The sequence below is a fragment of the Sandarakinorhabdus oryzae genome, assembly GCF_009733735.1.
Lineage (GTDB): Bacteria > Pseudomonadota > Alphaproteobacteria > Sphingomonadales > Sphingomonadaceae > Sandarakinorhabdus > Sandarakinorhabdus oryzae.
In genome coordinates this window covers 1-15,178 of sequence record NZ_WNJP01000063.1, presented here as the reverse complement: position 1 = coordinate 15,178, position 15,178 = coordinate 1, and the positions used below count along the sequence as shown (strand labels likewise).

Annotated in this window: 14 protein-coding genes; 6 read left to right on the top strand and 8 right to left on the bottom strand. The window is 67.0% G+C overall.

The features are described from left to right. From GJ693_RS08110 to GJ693_RS08095, 4 genes are all read left to right on the top strand, one after another. Positions 1–931 (top strand): N-acetylmuramoyl-L-alanine amidase family protein (locus GJ693_RS08110; protein ID WP_197042052.1); only part of this gene is annotated, 931 nt, incomplete at its 5' end. Between the two features lie 37 nt (positions 932–968). After that, positions 969–3,365, top strand: coding sequence for a penicillin-binding protein 1A (locus GJ693_RS08105; protein WP_235902741.1), 2,397 nt, complete (start codon positions 969–971; stop codon positions 3,363–3,365). A 68-nt stretch (positions 3,366–3,433) separates the two neighbouring features. After that, a protein-coding gene (gene prfB / locus GJ693_RS08100; RefSeq protein ID WP_156255810.1) for a peptide chain release factor 2 occupies positions 3,434–4,562 on the top strand; the annotation gives its coding sequence in 2 pieces (ribosomal slippage) (positions 3,434–3,502 and positions 3,504–4,562; 1,128 coding nt in all). Between the two features lie 91 nt (positions 4,563–4,653). Beyond that, positions 4,654–4,899, top strand: coding sequence for a hypothetical protein (locus GJ693_RS08095; protein WP_156255809.1), 246 nt, complete (start codon positions 4,654–4,656; stop codon positions 4,897–4,899). Positions 4,900–4,901: 2 nt separating this feature from the next. Here GJ693_RS08095 and metC read toward each other — a convergent pair whose 3' ends face one another. After that, positions 4,902–6,014 (bottom strand): cystathionine beta-lyase, encoded by a 1,113-nt coding sequence (gene metC / locus GJ693_RS08090; RefSeq protein WP_235902743.1) that lies wholly within the window; start codon positions 6,012–6,014, stop codon positions 4,902–4,904. Between the two features lie 86 nt (positions 6,015–6,100). Then, positions 6,101–6,952, bottom strand: coding sequence for a 3-mercaptopyruvate sulfurtransferase (gene sseA / locus GJ693_RS08085; protein WP_156255808.1), 852 nt, complete (start codon positions 6,950–6,952; stop codon positions 6,101–6,103). A gap of 109 nt (positions 6,953–7,061) precedes the next feature. Between sseA and queF the strand changes: the two genes are divergently transcribed. Then, a complete protein-coding gene (gene queF / locus GJ693_RS08080; RefSeq protein WP_197042051.1) occupies positions 7,062–7,511 on the top strand; it encodes a preQ(1) synthase in 450 nt (149 codons plus the stop codon). Between the two features lie 21 nt (positions 7,512–7,532). Next, positions 7,533–9,266 (top strand): DUF885 domain-containing protein, encoded by a 1,734-nt coding sequence (locus tag GJ693_RS08075; RefSeq protein ID WP_156255806.1) that lies wholly within the window; start codon positions 7,533–7,535, stop codon positions 9,264–9,266. A gap of 3 nt (positions 9,267–9,269) precedes the next feature. Here GJ693_RS08075 and queE read toward each other — a convergent pair whose 3' ends face one another. From queE to GJ693_RS08045, 6 genes are all read right to left on the bottom strand, one after another. Beyond that, positions 9,270–9,902 (bottom strand): 7-carboxy-7-deazaguanine synthase, encoded by a 633-nt coding sequence (gene queE / locus GJ693_RS08070; RefSeq protein ID WP_156255805.1) that lies wholly within the window; start codon positions 9,900–9,902, stop codon positions 9,270–9,272. Continuing rightward, positions 9,899–10,567 carry a 7-cyano-7-deazaguanine synthase QueC gene (queC, locus tag GJ693_RS08065; RefSeq protein ID WP_156255804.1) on the bottom strand — a complete coding sequence of 223 codons (669 nt, stop codon included), beginning with the start codon at positions 10,565–10,567 and terminating at the stop codon, positions 9,899–9,901. The genes queE and queC overlap by 4 nt, the downstream gene beginning before the upstream one ends. Beyond that, complete coding sequence (gene hslO / locus GJ693_RS08060) at positions 10,564–11,454, bottom strand: Hsp33 family molecular chaperone HslO (RefSeq protein WP_156255803.1); 891 nt, start codon at positions 11,452–11,454, stop codon at positions 10,564–10,566. Before hslO ends, queC begins: the two co-directional genes overlap by 4 nt. Continuing rightward, positions 11,454–12,380: an ornithine carbamoyltransferase gene (gene argF, locus GJ693_RS08055; protein ID WP_156255802.1), complete on the bottom strand. Its 927-nt coding sequence runs from the start codon at positions 12,378–12,380 to the stop codon at positions 11,454–11,456. The genes hslO and argF overlap by 1 nt, the downstream gene beginning before the upstream one ends. Positions 12,381–12,461: 81 nt before the next feature. Continuing rightward, a complete protein-coding gene (locus tag GJ693_RS08050) occupies positions 12,462–13,649 on the bottom strand; it encodes an aspartate aminotransferase family protein (protein ID WP_156255801.1) in 1,188 nt (395 codons plus the stop codon). 126 nt (positions 13,650–13,775) lie between these two features. After that, positions 13,776–15,178: TonB-dependent receptor plug domain-containing protein (locus GJ693_RS08045; RefSeq protein ID WP_156255800.1), on the bottom strand; the 1,403-nt coding region annotated here is incomplete at its 5' end.

The following is a 15,178-nucleotide window of genomic DNA, read 5'->3' as shown; positions in this document are numbered from 1 at the left end:
GCGCAAGCCGCTGCCGCTGCTGCGCAGCGACGGCCCACCGCCGCCGCCGACGCCGGCCACCGGCAGCTTCAGCCTGCCGCCCGATTTCGGCAGGCCGGCGGCGGCCTCGGAAAAACTGCCAGCACTAGCCGTCGACAAGCCCCAGCCTGATAAGCCTGCACCCGATAAGCCAGCGCCCGACAAGCCGGCCGTCCTGCCGGACAAACCGCCCGCCGAGCCCGCCGGCAAGCCGGTCAAGTCGCGCTCTGGCGGCAAGCCGCTGGTGGTCATCGATTCCGGCCATGGCGGCAAGGATGTCGGCGCCATCGCGGTCACTGGCGGCTATGAGAAGGACGTGACGCTGGCCATCGCCCGCGAAACCGCCCGCATCCTGCGCGATCGCGGCCGCGTGCGGGTCAAGCTGACCCGCGACGAGGACCGCTTCATCCCGCTGGGTGGCCGCGTCCGCATCGCCCGTGACGCCCGTGCCGATCTGTTCGTTTCCATCCATGCCGATAGCGCGCCCAACGACCAGGCGCGCGGCGCGTCGGTCTACACGCTCTCGGCCGTGGCCAGCGACGCCATCGCCGAGCGCCTCGCGGCCCGTGAAAACAAGGCGGACATCATCGGCGGCATCAATCTGGGGGTCGAGGCGCCGGATGTCGGCGAGATCATGGTCGATCTGGCGCGGCGCGCCACCAACAATGTCTCGGTGCAGTTCGCCGAAACCCTGCAGGACGCGCTGGAGCGCGAGGACATCAATTTCCGCGGCGAGTTCCACCATTTCGCCGCCTTTGCCGTGCTGAAAGCGCCCGATGTGCCCTCGGTGCTGCTCGAAACCGGCTATGTCACCAACAAGGATGATGCTGAGCGGCTGTTCTCCAACGAAGGCCGCCGCCAGATCGCCCGCGGCATCGCCCGCGCCATCGAGCGGCATCTGACCGGCAAGTGACTTCCCAGCACAGTCCGGCCCGGCTATCCCTCCACCCGTGACCCGCCGCCGTCTTGCAATCCTGATCGCGCTGCCGCTGCTGCTGGCCGGGCTCTTCTATTGGCAGGCGACCAGGGGCTTGCCTTCTGAAGCCGAACTGGCCAGCTTCACCCCGGCGCTGCCATCCACGGTGCGCGATGTCGATGGCCTGGTTGTCACCGCCTACAGCCGCGAGCGCCGCATCTTCGTGCCCTACGCCGAACTGCCGCCCAAGCTGATCGAGGCCTATATCTCGGCCGAAGACAAGACCTTCTTCCAGCATGGCGGTATCGACTGGCTCGGTATCGTCTCGGCCGTCGTCACCAATGTCGAATCGCTGTTCTCCGACAAGCGGCCCGTTGGGGCCTCCACCATCACCCAGCAGGTGGCGAAAAGCCTGGTGGGCAACGAGGTCTCGCTGTGGCGCAAGATCCGCGAGGCGATCCTGGCGCGCCGGCTCGAAGCCGTGCTGACCAAGCAGCAGATCCTCGAACTCTACCTCAACCAGATCTTCCTCGGCCGCAACGCCTATGGCGTTGAAGCGGCCGCCCAGGCCTATTTCGGCAAATCGGTGGACCAGCTTGATCTGGCGCAGATGGCCTATCTCGCCATCCTGCCCAAGGCGCCGTCCACCTATGATCCGATCCGCCGGCCGGAACGCGCGCTGGCGCGGCGGGATTATGTGCTCAGGCAGATGGCCGCCAACGGCTACATCACCGAAGCCGAACGTGCTGCCGCTGCCGCCACGCCCATCGCCGCGCTGCCCAACCGCACCGTGCTGCGCCCACGCGATGATTATTTCATCGAGGATGTGCGCCGCACCCTGATCGCGCAGTTCGGGGAAGGGCAGGCGGATGGCGCCAACAGTGTCTATGGCGGCGGGCTGTGGATCCGCACCTCGCTCGATCCGGTCATGCAGGCCGCCGCCGAACAAGCGATGCGCGACGGCATGACCCGCTATGAAGCCGGACGCCCCTGGCGCGGGCCGGTGGCGCGCATCGAGATGGGCGATGGCTGGCCGGGTCGCCTGTCGGGCACGCCGGTGCCGCTGGGCTATCGGCAATGGGCCAAGGCGGTGGTGGTGGCCAAGCAAGCCAACGACAGCATCATCGGCTTCACCGACGGCAGCACCGGCACCATGCCCGGCCGCAACGCCGCACGGCCGTATCGGGGCTCCAACCGGTCAGCCGCACAGGTGTTGCGGCCTGGCGACGTGATCGCCGTCACCCGATTGGCAAACGGCTGGGCGCTGCGCCAGCCGCCGCTGGTTTCGGGCGGTTTCGTGGCCGAGGAAGTGGCGACGGGGCGCATCCGTGCCATGGTCGGCGGCTTCGATGCCCGCGCCCAGGCCTTCAACCGCGCGACGCAAGCCAATCGCCAGCCCGGCTCCACCTTCAAGCCGATCGTTTATGCCACCGCGATGGACAATGGCTTCACGCCGGCCAGCATCGTGGTCGATGGGCCTTACTGCGTGTTCCAGACCAAGCTGCTCGGCACCAAGTGCTTCAAGAATTTCAACAATATGCGTGCTGCCGGGCCACAGACATTGCGCTGGGGCCTCGAACAGTCGCGCAACCTGATGACCGTGCGCATCGCTGACGCCACCGGCATGGACCGCATTGTGGCGCAGGCCAAGGCGCTGGGCATCGGCAATTACCAGGCGGTGCTCTCCATCGCGCTGGGCGCCGGCGAGACGACGGTGATGAAGCTGACCAACGCCTATGCCCAGATCTTCAACCAGGGCCGCAAGCTGGAGCCGGGCCTGATCGATTATGTGCAGGATCGCACCGGCAAGGTGATCTGGCGGCGCGACACCCGTGGTTGCCCCGGCTGCAACGCCGCCAACTGGGATGGCGGTCCGATGCCGCGCCCGCAGGGCCGCATCACCCAGGTGATGGACGCGCGCACTGCCTATCAGATCCTGCATATCATGGAGGGCGTGATCCAGCGCGGCACCGGCACCGCGCTGCTGCCGCTGAACCGGCCGCTGGCGGGCAAGACCGGCACAACCAGTGGCCCCAACGACGTGTGGTTCATCGGCGGCACGCCGGACATCGTGGCGGGCCTTTATCTCGGCTACGACCAGCCGCGCCCGATGGGCAGCTATGCCCAGGGCGGTACCATGGCGGCGCCAATCTGGCGGCAATGGGGGCAGGTGGCGCTGAAGGACTGGCCCACGCTGCCCTTCGCCATTCCGCCCGGCGTGCGCATGGTCCGCATCGATCGCCGCTCCGGCAAGCGCGTGTTCGGCGTGTGGCCTGATCCCGGCTACAAGCCGGCCGTGATCTGGGAAGCCTTCAAGCCGGAAAGCGAGCCGCGGCGCATCAACCGCCTGCGCGACGTCTTCGATCGCCGCAACCAGGGCCCGATCCGTTCGGATGCGGATTTCCTGGAATCCGAAGGCGGCATCTACTGACGCGCCATCTTGCGCGCTGGCGTTGGGGCCTCTATCCCGCCGCTGCATAGTTTCACTGGAACCAAGTGATGAGAGCCGAAGCCGAAAATGCCGCCCTCCAGATCAAGCAGGCGCTCGACCTGCTGAGGAGGTCTCTTTGACTGGGATCGCGCCCTTCGCCGTCTCGATGAACTGAACGCGCGGGTTGAAGACCCGAAGCTGTGGGACAATCCCAAGGCCGCGCAGGCGCTGATGACCGAGCGTCGCCGCCTGGATGAAGCCATCACCGCCACCCGCACCATCGAACGTGACCTCGCCGAGACCAGCGAGCTGATCGAACTGGCCGAGGCCGAAGGCGATGAGGCGATGGCCGAAGACGGCGTTGCCGCGCTGAAGGCGCTTGCCGCCAAGGCCGAGCAGGACAAGGTGGCGGCACTGCTGTCGGGCGAGGCCGACGCCAACGACACTTATATCGAAATCAACTCCGGCGCGGGCGGTACCGAAAGCCAGGACTGGGCATCGATGCTGCTGCGCATGTACCAGCGCTGGGCGGAAAAGCACGGCTACAAGGTCGAGCTGATCGATTTCAACTCGGGCGAAACCGCCGGCATCAAGAACGCCACGCTGCTGGTGAAGGGCAACCAGGCCTATGGCTGGGCCAAGACCGAAAGCGGCGTGCACCGGCTGGTGCGCATCAGCCCCTACGACAGTGCAGCGCGGCGCCACACCAGCTTTGCCAGCGTGTGGGTCTATCCGCAGGTGGATGATGATATCGAGATCGAGATCAAGGAATCCGATCTGAAGATCGACACCTATCGTGCATCGGGCGCCGGCGGTCAGCACGTCAACACCACCGATTCGGCCATCCGCATCACCCACGTGCCCACCGGCGTGATCGTCGCCTGCCAGAATGAGCGCAGCCAGCACAAGAACCGCGCCACCGCGATGAAGATGCTGAAGGCCCGCCTGTACGAGCGCGAGCTGGCCTTCCGCGAGGCCGAAGCGGCCAAGACCGAAGCCAGCAAGACCGACATCGGCTGGGGGCACCAGATCCGTTCCTACGTGCTGCAGCCCTATCAGCTGGTGAAGGATCTGCGCACCGGCGTCACCTCCACCAGCCCCGGCGACGTGCTGGATGGCGACGTTGATGCCTTCATGGCCGCCGCCCTCTCACAGCGCGTCACCGGCGAGACGGTTGACGTGGACGACGTGGACTGACCGGCTGGCAAAAGCTGCACGTATCTGTGGCGAATCATCTGAAATCATGCGACCTTTACTTTCGTTAGCAAGGCCGCATGGGAGTTCGCAGATGGCTTCGCAATACCAGGGAACCGTTGTCAATCGCGTTTTCGAAACGGTGTCGGATCGGTACGCCAACCAGGGCGTTGCGCCTTGGCAAGGGCGGCAGCGCAGCTATTCCTTTCACGACTATTATACCGACGGATCGGTTGTGCGCCGGCATGTCCATGACAATGCCCGTTCAGGCGGCAACCAATTCCAGCACGTGATTGGCGGCTGGGATGCCAACGGCAACCAGTGGGGCCGCAACGGCTGAGCTCAGAACTGCGCCTGGTAACGCGCCAGGCCTGCTTCGAGATCGGCGATCAGATCGTCCGGATCTTCCAGCCCGATTGACAGCCGCACGATCGGGCCGGGGAGCGGCGTGGACGTGGCCGTACGGATGCGATCAAGCTCCACCGGCAGCACCAGCGATTCAAAGCCGCCCCAGGAAAAGCCGATGCCGAAATGCGCGAGGCCGTCGATCAGCGCTGCGGTGTGCGGGCGGCTGCCTTGCTTCAGAACCATCGAGAACAGCCCGGTGGCGCCGGAAAAATCGCGCTTGAACAGCGCGTGGTCCGGGTGGGAGGGCAGGGCCGGGTGCCAGACCCGATCCACCGCGGGGTGCGTTTCCAGCCAGCGCGCGATCGTCAGGGCTGACTGTTCGTGGCGGTCAAGCCGCACCTCCAGCGTGCGCAGCCCGCGCAGCACCAGCGCGCAGTCATCAGCGGAGACGAAATGGCCGAGCCGATACGCCGTCGCCTTCAACCGCGGCCACAGGGCGGCGTGGGTGGTGGCGCTGCCCATCATCACGTCGCTGTGGCCACCGGTGTATTTGGTTAGCGCCTGGATGCTGATGTCCACCCCCAGCGCCAGCGGCTGCAGCCGGAGCGGCGTCGCCCAGGTATTGTCAATGAGGGTGGTGATGCCACGCGCCCGCGCCACGGTGGTGATCGCCGGCAGGTCCTGGATCTCGAACGACAGGGAACCCGGCGATTCCAGCAGGATGGCCCTGGTCTTTTCAGAAATCACATCAGCGATGCCAGCGCCGCAGCGCGGGTCGAAATAGCGGGTGGTGACGCCGAGTGGCGCCAGCAGCGCATCGGCAAAGGTCCGGCTCGGTTCATAGGCGCTGTCGGTCACCAGCAGTTCGTCGCCGGCCTTCAGGCACGACAACAGGCTGGTGGTGATGGCGGCCACGCCCGACGGAAACAGCTTGGTGCCGGCCGCGCCCGGCTCCAGCTGGGTCAGCGCGTCTTCCAGCGCCCAATGGCTCTGTGTGCCGCGCCGGCCATAATAGAGCCCGGCGTCCGGGTCCTTCAGCGCCCGGTCGAGGTCAGCCAGATCTTCAAACAAGATGGTGGAGGCCCGCGCCACTGGCGGGTTGACCATGTCAACCGCATGTTCGCGGCCGGCCTGGGCAAGGCGGGTTCCCGTCCCGAGCGCCGACAGGTCGGGCCTGGGCGGACGGCGCGCTGTCACGCGCCCGTCACCACCGGGTTATGTGGGTTGGCGCCCCATTCGCTCCAGCTGCCGTCATAGATCGGCACATTGGCCTTGCCCACCAGCGCCGCGCCAAAGGCCAGCACGGCCGCGGTAATGCCGGAACCGCAGGTGGCGACCAGCGGCTTGGCGAGATCAATGCCGGCGTCTTCAAACAGCGCCTTGATCGCGTCCGGGGACTTGAAGGTGCCGTCCTCGTTGTAGAATGCGGTGTAGGGGATATTCTTGGCGCCCGGCATGTGGCCGGGGCGCACACCGGGGCGGGCTTCGGGTTCTGCGCCGGCAAAGCGGGCAGCGGAGCGGGCATCGACCACCTGTTCGGCCTTGCCGCGCAGATTGTCGGTCATCTGCGCCATGTCGCGCACCAGCGCCTTGTCGGCCCAAACGGTGAAATGGCGGTGGCGCACGATCGGCTTGCCGCTTTCAACCGGGCGGCCTTCCGCCTGCCACTTGGCAAAGCCGCCATCCAGGATCGCCACTTCATGCGCGCCGAACAGGTTCAGCATCCACCACAGGCGGGCGGCCGACTTGAGCGGGCTGTTGTCATAGACGACGATGCGGCTGCCATCGCCCAGGCCCAGTGCCTGGCAGCGCGAGGCGAATTTTTCGGCCGGCGGCAGCATGAAGGGCAGCGGATTCGACGCATCCGACACCTCCTCGATATCGAAGAACACCGCGCCGGGGATGTGCGCGGCTTCGAATTCGGCGCGGGCGTTGCGCCCGGGTGACCCGGCGGGAGCGGGCAGGAACAGCGTGGCATCGATGATGCGCAGATCCGATTTGCCCATCTCTGCGGCAAGCCAGTCAGTGGACACCAGAAGGTTCATGCGGCACTCCCCACACGCGTTATCGCTGCGCTATGGGGCGTGACATAATTGCGCAGGCAGCGCATGTCACCCCAAATGCAGCGGCCTGATTACGGATTGGAGAGATTACGTGGTTGATGTGTTGCATTTGGGCCAGAACAGCGCCCTCCCGGCCAGCCCGGAAGCGGCCGTGCTGGATTATCCGCCCAACCCGCGACCGGGTGCGCTCTACCTTGTGCGCTTCACCTGCCCGGAATTCACCTCGCTGTGCCCGGTCACCGGCGCGCCGGATTTTGCGCACATCGTCATCGACTATGCGCCGGGTGAAACCATCGTTGAATCAAAGGCCTTGAAGCTGTTCCTCGGATCGTTTCGCAACCATGCCGGCTTTCACGAGGATGTGACGGTGGGCATCGGCCAACGCCTGTTCAGCGAAATGCAGCCGAAATGGCTGCGCATCGGCGGTTACTGGTATCCGCGCGGCGGCATCCCGATCGACGTGTTCTGGCAATCGGGGCCGGTGCCGGATGGCCTGTGGTTGCCGGACCAGGGCGTGCCGACCTATCGCGGGCGCGGCTGACGGAATGCGGGGGACAAGGCCATGATTCGGAGCATCTTTGCCGCCCTGCTGCTGGCCAGCGCGGCCCACGCCCAGACAGCGCCGCAGACGGCCGATCAGCGGCTGAAGGCCGTTTATGACGCCGAATGGCTATGGCGCCTGGCGCAGACCGGGCAGGTGCAGGACGGGCTCGACACCAGGCAGGGCCCGCGGCTGCCCTGCGAGACGCCGACCTGCCAGACTGCAAGGCAGCGTTACTGGCAGGGGGTGCTCGATCAACTCGCCAGCATCCCCGATGCCGAGCTGTCAGGCGAGGAGCGGCTGAACAAGGCGGTGCTGGCCGAATCGCTGCGTGCCGAGGTGGCCGCGATCGGCTGGCGGCAATATGAGATGCCGATCAACAGCGATTCCAACATCTGGCAATATCTTCCGGCCCAGGCGCCGTTCCGCAGCGAGCTGGAATATCGCAACTATCTCAGCCGGATGCGCGATCTTCCGCGCTGGTTTGATGAACATGTCGCCAACATGCGCGCCGGCCTGAAGCGCGGCTTCACGCCGCCGGCGATCACGCTCAAGGGCCGCGACGACACGCTCGCCGGCCAGATCAAGCCGGGGGCCGAAAGCCCGTTCTACGCGCCGTTCCGCGCCATGCCGTCCAGCATCGCGCCCGATGTCCAGGCCGCGTTGCAGGCCGAAGCGGTGGCGGTGATCAACGGCGTGGTCAACCCGGCGCAGACGAAGCTGCTGACGTTCCTGCGCACCAGCTACATGCCCGGCGCCCGCACCAGCACAGGGGCGAAGGATCTGCCTGACGGTATGGCGTATTACCGCGACCAGGTGCGCGAATATACGACCACCGACATGACGCCAGAGGCCATCCACGATCTCGGCCTCCGCGAAGTCGCGCGCATCGATGCCGACATGCAGGCAACGATGAAGGCCGCGGGCTTCACCGGCGATTTCAAGTCGTTCTTGGCCTTCCTTCGCACAGATCCGCAATTTTACGCGCGGACTCCGACCGAGCTGCTCGGCTTTTCGGCGCTGGTGATGAAGAAGATGGACGGCAAGCTCGACCAGGTGTTCACCACGCTGCCGCGCAAGCGCTTCACGCTGCGGCCGGTGCCCGACGCCATTGCGCCGGTCTACACCTCCGGGCGCGGCGGACTCGATGCCTGCTACATGAACACCTATGATCTGAAATCGCGGCCGCTCTACAATCTGGTGGCGCTCACCCTGCACGAATGCGTGCCCGGCCACAGCCACCAGGCCGCGATGGCACTGGAGGCGCCGGCCCGGCCACCGTTCCGCCGCCGCACCTATTTCTCCGGCTATGGCGAGGGCTGGGGCCTCTACACCGAATGGCTGGGCACGAAACTGGGCATGTATGAAACGCCCTATGAGGAGTTTGGCCGCGAGACCTTCGAGATGTGGCGCGCCGCCCGCCTGGTGATCGATACCGGCCTGCACACGCAGGGCTGGACCCGCGATCAGGCCATCCAGTATCTCGAAGACCATACCGCGCTCGCCCGCCGCGATATCGAAGTGGAGGTGGACCGCTACATCAGCTGGCCGGGCCAGGCGCTGGCCTACAAGCTGGGCGAGCTGAAGATTCGCGAACTGCGGGCAAAGGCCGAAACGGAACTTGGGCCCCGGTTCGACCAGCGGCCGTTCCACGACACGCTGCTCGGGCTGGGATCGGTGCCGCTGCCGGTGATGGAAAGCGAGATGCTGGCCTGGATCGCGCGGGAGAAGGCGAAGCTGGCAGTGGCGCGCTGACGGTCAGGGAATCCCCGTCAGCTTGTGCGTCTGCAGGCTGAGCCGCCACTTGGGGTGGGCCAGGCAATAGGCGATCGCCGCCTGGATATTGGGGGCCTGATCGGGCCCGTCCATCGGCTGCAGGAAGAAATGCTGGAAATCCAGGGCCTCGAACCGTTCAGGCATCGCCTTGGGCTGCGGATAGACCAGCTTGAGTTCGTTGCCTGCGGTCAGTTTCAGAGGCGCGTCGGCCTTGGGCGAGACGCAGATCCAGTCAATGCCAGGTGGCGGCGCTTGCGTGCCGTTGGTTTCGATGGCGATCTCGAAGCCGCGGGTGTGGAGCGCATCGACCAGCGCGCTGTCCAGCTGCAGCAACGGCTCGCCGCCGGTGCAGACGACAAGGCGGTGCGCGCTGGTCTCACCCCAGCAGGCCGCGACCGCGTCGGCCAGCGCGTCCGCATCGGCAAACTTGCCGCCGCCAGGCCCGTCGGTGCCGACGAAATCAGTGTCGCAGAAGCTGCAAATCGCCGTGGCACGGTCCTGTTCCCGGCCGGTCCACAGGTTGCAGCCGGCAAAGCGCAGGAACACCGCCCGTCGCCCGGTCTGCGCGCCTTCACCCTGCAGGGTGAGGAACAGCTCTTTCACGGCGTAGCTCAAAGGGCAGGGTCCGCCACGCCGGCCTCGGCAAAGCCCTTGGCGCGCAGGCGGCAGCTGTCACACAGGCCGCAGGGCGTGCCTTCCGGCGTCGGGTCATAGCAGGACCAGGTCAGGTGCAGCGGCGCACCCACGGCCTGGCCCGCCGCGATGATGCCGGCCTTGTCGAGCGTCATCAGCGGGGTGTGGACGCGGAAGCGCTCGCCTTCCACGCCGGCCTTGGTGGCGGTGTTGGCCATCGCCTCGAACGCCGCGATGAATTCGGGCCGGCAATCGGGATAGCCGCTGAAATCCAGTGCGTTGACCCCGATGAACAGATCGCGCGCACCGGCCGCTTCCGCCCAGCCCAGCGCCACCGACAGGAAGATGGTGTTGCGCGCCGGCACATAGGTGACCGGGATGCCGGGCTCCACGCCGCCCTTGGGCACATCGATATCGGCGGTGAGCGCCGATCCGCCAAAGCCGGTGAGATCGAGCGGCAGCACAATATGGCGTTCGGCGCCCAGTGCCGCCGCCACGCGCGCGGCATGGTCGAGCTCGATGCGGTGGCGCTGGTTGTAATCGATGGTCAGCGCCAGCAGGCGCCAGCCCTCGGCGCGGGCGATGGCGGCGACGGTGGTGGAATCAAGCCCACCCGACAGCAGGACGACGGCGAGCTTGCCGCTCATGCCGCGATCCCGAACACTCGGCTGCAGAACTGGCAATCCACCGAGATCACGCCGGCTTCGTTGCGCATGCCCGCCCGCTCGGCCTCGGGGAAGCGCATCAGCACCTCCTTGATATGCGCGGCCGAACAGCGGCAGCCCTTCACCGGGGTGGGACCGGGCACAACGCGCACCTGCTCTTCGTGGAACAGCCGCCACAGCAATTGCTCGGCTGAAAGCTCGGCGTCGGTCAGTTCCGAGGCCGTGGTTGTGGCTGCCAGCGCCGCGACATGTTCCCAATCCGGGTGCTGCTCGCCGGCATCGAGCCGCTCGCCGCCGATTTCGGCCCGGGCCAGGTGCTGCATCAGCAGGCCGCCGGCCAGCCAGCCGGTATCAGCACTGCCGGCCACGCCAATCCGCATCAGGGTGGGCAATTGCTCGGATTGGCTGAACCAGCCTTCCAGCGCGGCGGCCAGGCTGTGGCCTTCCAGCGGCACGATGCCCTGCCAGCGCTCTTCCGAGCTCACCTGGTCAACAGTGATCGCCAGATAGCCCTTGCCGAACAGTTCGGGCAGCGACATGCCTTCGGAAACAGGCATTTGATCATCATACTTGATGTAACCGCGCAGCTCGCCAGCGCGCCAGTCGCAGGCCAAGAGCTCCACCACGCCGCCCTTGGCCGACGCTTGCACAGTCACCTGGCCATCATCCTGGCGCATGGTGGCGCCCACCAGGGCCGTGAGCGTGAGCGCTTCGGCCAGCAACCGGATCAGCGGTTCGGGATAGGGGTGCGCGGCCAATATGGCGTTCAGCGTCGCATCCAGCCGCACCACCATGCCGCGGGCGTTGCGCGCCGGCACCATGAAGCCCAGCGTGCGATCAGCGGTTGGGGCCAGGCCCTCGGCCAGCATCACAGCCGCCCCAGGCACCAGAGCAGGATGGATTTCTGCACGTGCAGGCGGTTTTCCGCCTCGTCCCACACGGCCGAGGCCGGGCCGTCCATCACGCTGTCGGTCACCTCGTCGCCGCGATGGGCGGGCAGGCAGTGGAGGAACACGGCGCCTGGCGCCGCCTTGGCCATCAGCGCGTCATTCACCTGGAACGGCTTGCACGCCGCCATTTTTTCCTTGGTATCGGCCTGGCCCATCGACACCCAGGTATCGGTGACAATCACATCGGCATCTTCCACGGCGGCTTCGGCGCTGTGCACCAGATCGATGCAGCCGCCGCGCGCGCAGGCCGTGGCCATCACGCCCGAATCCGGCTCCAGTCCGTGCGGCACGCCCACTTTCAGATCGAACTTCAGCAGCGAGCTGGCTTCGATCAGCGAGTTGGTCATGTTGTTGCCGTCGCCGACATAGGCCCAGGTCGATCCGGCCACCGGCCGGCCGGCGCGTTCTTCAAAGGTCAAGATGTCGGCCATCACCTGGCACGGGTGCGACAGGTCGGTAAGGCCGTTGATCACCGGAACGGTGGCGTGTTCGGCCAGCTGCTCCAGCTTCTCGTGCTTGTTGGTGCGCAGCATCAGCGCATCGACCATGCGGCTCAGCACGCGGGCGGTGTCTGCAATCGTCTCGCCACGGCCCAGCTGCATCTCGCCGGCGCTGGACACGATGGTGGTGGCGCCCAGCTGGCGCGCCGCCATGTCGAAGGAAAAGCGCGTGCGCGTGCTGGGCTTTTCAAAGATCATCCCCAGCACATGGCCGGCGAGCGGCGCATCGGCATCAAGGCGGCCCTTGGGCCAGCCGGCGCGCGCCGCCTTGCGGGCGTGGGCATCATCGAGAATGGCCCGCAGGCCGGCCGGGGTGGCAGTGGCAAGATCAAGAAAATGGGGCATTTTTCAAATATCCTCCCCTCCCCGGTGAGGGGGAGGGGTATTGGAAAGGCGGGAGCATTGGCCTCCCGGAACCGGGGGATCTCAGGCAGCGGCAGCCGGCTGATAGCTGCGGGCGGCGGCCGACAGGCGCTCCACGCATTCGCGGATATGGTGCTCCTCGATGGTCAGCGGCGGCAACAGGCGCACGACATTGTCACCGGCGGCAACGGTGAGGATGCCATGGCTGCGCGCGTGATTGACGAAGGCGCGGCTGTCGCTCTTCAGCTTCAGGCCCAGCATCAGGCCCACCCCGCGCACGCTTTCGAACAGGCTGTCGTGATTGGGGATCATCTGCTCCAGCGCCTGGGTCAGGCGGGCGCCCATTTCGGTGACATGGTGCAGGAAGGCCGGTTCGGTCACCACGTCGAGCACGGCTTCGCAGGCCGCCATGGCGAGCGGATTGCCGCCATAGGTGCTGCCGTGGGTGCCGATCACCATGCCCGCCGCCGCCTTTTCGGTGGCGAGGCAGGCACCGACCGGGAAGCCGCCGCCAATGCCCTTGGCGATCGCCATGATGTCGGGCGTGATGCCATAGACCTCGTGGGCAAACAGCCGGCCGGTGCGGGCGACGCCGCACTGCACTTCATCCAGGATCAGCAGCAGGCCGTGCTTGTCGGCCAGGGCGCGCAGGCCCTTCAGGAAGTCGACGCTGGCCGGGCGGATGCCGCCTTCGCCCTGGATCGGCTCCACCATGAAGGCGCCCACGCTGTCGTCGATGGCGGCTTCGGCCGCGGCCAGATCATCGAACGGCACCACCTTGAACCAGTCCGGCAGCGGCTCGAAGCCCTTGCGCAGCTTTTCCTGATCGGTGGCCGAAATGGTCGCCAGCGTGCGGCCGTGGAAGGCGTTGGAGAAGGTGATGATGCGATGCTTGTGGGCGTTGCCACTGGCATAATGATAGGCGCGCGCCGTCTTCACCGAACATTCGATGGCTTCGGCGCCGCTGTTGGTGAAGAACACCGTATCGGCAAAGGTCAGCTCGACCAGGCGCTGGGCCAGATGCTCCTGCGCCGGCACCTTGTAGAGGTTGGACGTGTGCATCAGCGTGGCGGCCTGGCGCTGGATGGCCTCCACCAGATGCGGATGGCCGTGGCCCAGGCAATTGACCGCGATGCCGCTGGCCATGTCGAGCCACTCGCGCCCCTCGGCGTCGTACAGATAGCAGCCTTCACCTCGCACGGGTGCAACCTCGCACCGGCCATAAACGGGCATGAGCGGGCTGATCGTCATCGTGTGTCGTCCTCGAGCGGCCTTCAAGGATGCGGAAAGCCGGCAACGCAGAAAGGCGGCCCTATCGGAAGCCGCCTTCGCCCGAGCCTATAATGGCTTTGTGCGGCCCTCTCAACCCCCACTGAATCAACCGCCGACGATGATCCCGACGCGGATGCCGCGCCCGGGCAATGGCAGGCCCAGCTGCGGCAGCACCACGGCGTTGGTGAGATTGTCGATGGCGGCGGTCGCGCTCACCGGCAGCTGTCCCAGCCGCAGCACCGGCACGCGGGCGCGCAGGTTGAGCTCGGTGCCGGGCTGCAGCCGTGCCAGCGTGCCATCGGGCGCGAGGTCGCGGGCCGGGCCGACATGGCGGATTTCGGCGCGCACATCGAAGGCCTCACGCGGCGCCCAGTCGAGCGCGGCCATCACCTCGTGCGCCGGGCGCTGCACCAGCGGTTGCCCCGCCTGGTTGCTGGCGTCGAGCGCGGTGCCGGTCAGTTCGAAGGTCAGGCCATCGGCCAGCGGCACCTGCAGCGCGGCATCAAGGCCGAAACTGGTGGTGGCCTGCTGGTTGAAGCGCTGGCGCAGATTGGCATTGCCCACCCGCACCACGCGCTGGCCGATCGTGCCCAGCCCACGCTGCCAGAACGGGTTCAGGGTGAGGGTGAAGCCCTTGGCCCGCCACACCAGTTCGGCATCGGTGAGCCAGGCCTGTTCGGGCAGCAGCGCCGGATTGGCCAGAAAACGCCCCAGCGCCTCGCCGAACAATTCGCGTGCCGACGGGAAGCGGTTGCGGCGGCCGCCTGAGACGGTGAGCGTCACGCCCGCCGCCGGTTGCAGCGCCAGCGCCGCCGAGAAGGTGGCGGCCTGGCGGGCGGGCTGGGCCGGCTTGTCGCCAGTGCGCGGGTTGGCCGAACGGTCGAGGCCGAGGCCGAGGGTGAGACTGGCGCGGCCCAGCGGCACGTCTGCCTCCACCCCGCCCGAGGCCAGCGTCTGGCGATAGAGCAGGGGGGCGGGCCTGGAGCCGGGCGGGAAGGCCACGTCCGTCTGCTGATGGTCGGCGATCTGGCCCGACAGGCTCCAGCGCAGCGTGGCTGGGCCGAGGGCATGGGTGAGGGTGAAGCGACCGCCCAGCGTATCGTCGTCGTTGATTTCGCTGGCGCGCAGCGACGTGTAGCTGGCGTCGCGATAGGCGTCGATCTGCTGGCCGAACCATTGCCGCCAGGCCACGGCGCGGGCGGTGGCCGGCCCCAGCGGCAGTTCCAGCGCCAGTTGCGCCTGCGTCAGCCCCCAATCGGGATAGCGCCAATAGCGCGGGGCGGCGACGGCCGGGTTGCGATCAGATTCGGGCGCAATGCCGCGGCGCGCGTCGATGGTCAGCACGCTCAACCGCCAGTCGAGCGCGCCAGCCGTGCCGCCCAGCCCTGCAAAGAGACTGGTGGCGGCCAGATCGGTGTTGAGCCGGCGGTCACTGGCCGGCTGGCTGAAGGGCAGGGCGCTGGCCTGCGCCACCGGCACCGCCGCCTGGGCCTGGTGCGCGGCGGCGA

Bases quoted from the DNA above. Each gene is read 5' to 3' on its own strand.
- GJ693_RS08095 (WP_156255809.1), top strand. From the start codon at position 4,654: ATGGCTTCGCAATACCAGGGAACCGTTGTCAATCGCGTTTTCGAAACG.
- metC (WP_235902743.1), bottom strand. From the start codon at position 6,014: ATGGTCAACCCGCCAGTGGCGCGGGCCTCCACCATCTTGTTTGAAGAT.
- sseA (WP_156255808.1), bottom strand. From the start codon at position 6,952: ATGAACCTTCTGGTGTCCACTGACTGGCTTGCCGCAGAGATGGGCAAA.
- GJ693_RS08075 (WP_156255806.1), top strand. From the start codon at position 7,533: ATGATTCGGAGCATCTTTGCCGCCCTGCTGCTGGCCAGCGCGGCCCAC.
- queC (WP_156255804.1), bottom strand. From the start codon at position 10,567: ATGAGCGGCAAGCTCGCCGTCGTCCTGCTGTCGGGTGGGCTTGATTCC.
- hslO (WP_156255803.1), bottom strand. From the start codon at position 11,454: ATGCTGGCCGAGGGCCTGGCCCCAACCGCTGATCGCACGCTGGGCTTC.
- argF (WP_156255802.1), bottom strand. From the start codon at position 12,380: ATGCCCCATTTTCTTGATCTTGCCACTGCCACCCCGGCCGGCCTGCGG.
- GJ693_RS08050 (WP_156255801.1), bottom strand. From the start codon at position 13,649: ATGACGATCAGCCCGCTCATGCCCGTTTATGGCCGGTGCGAGGTTGCA.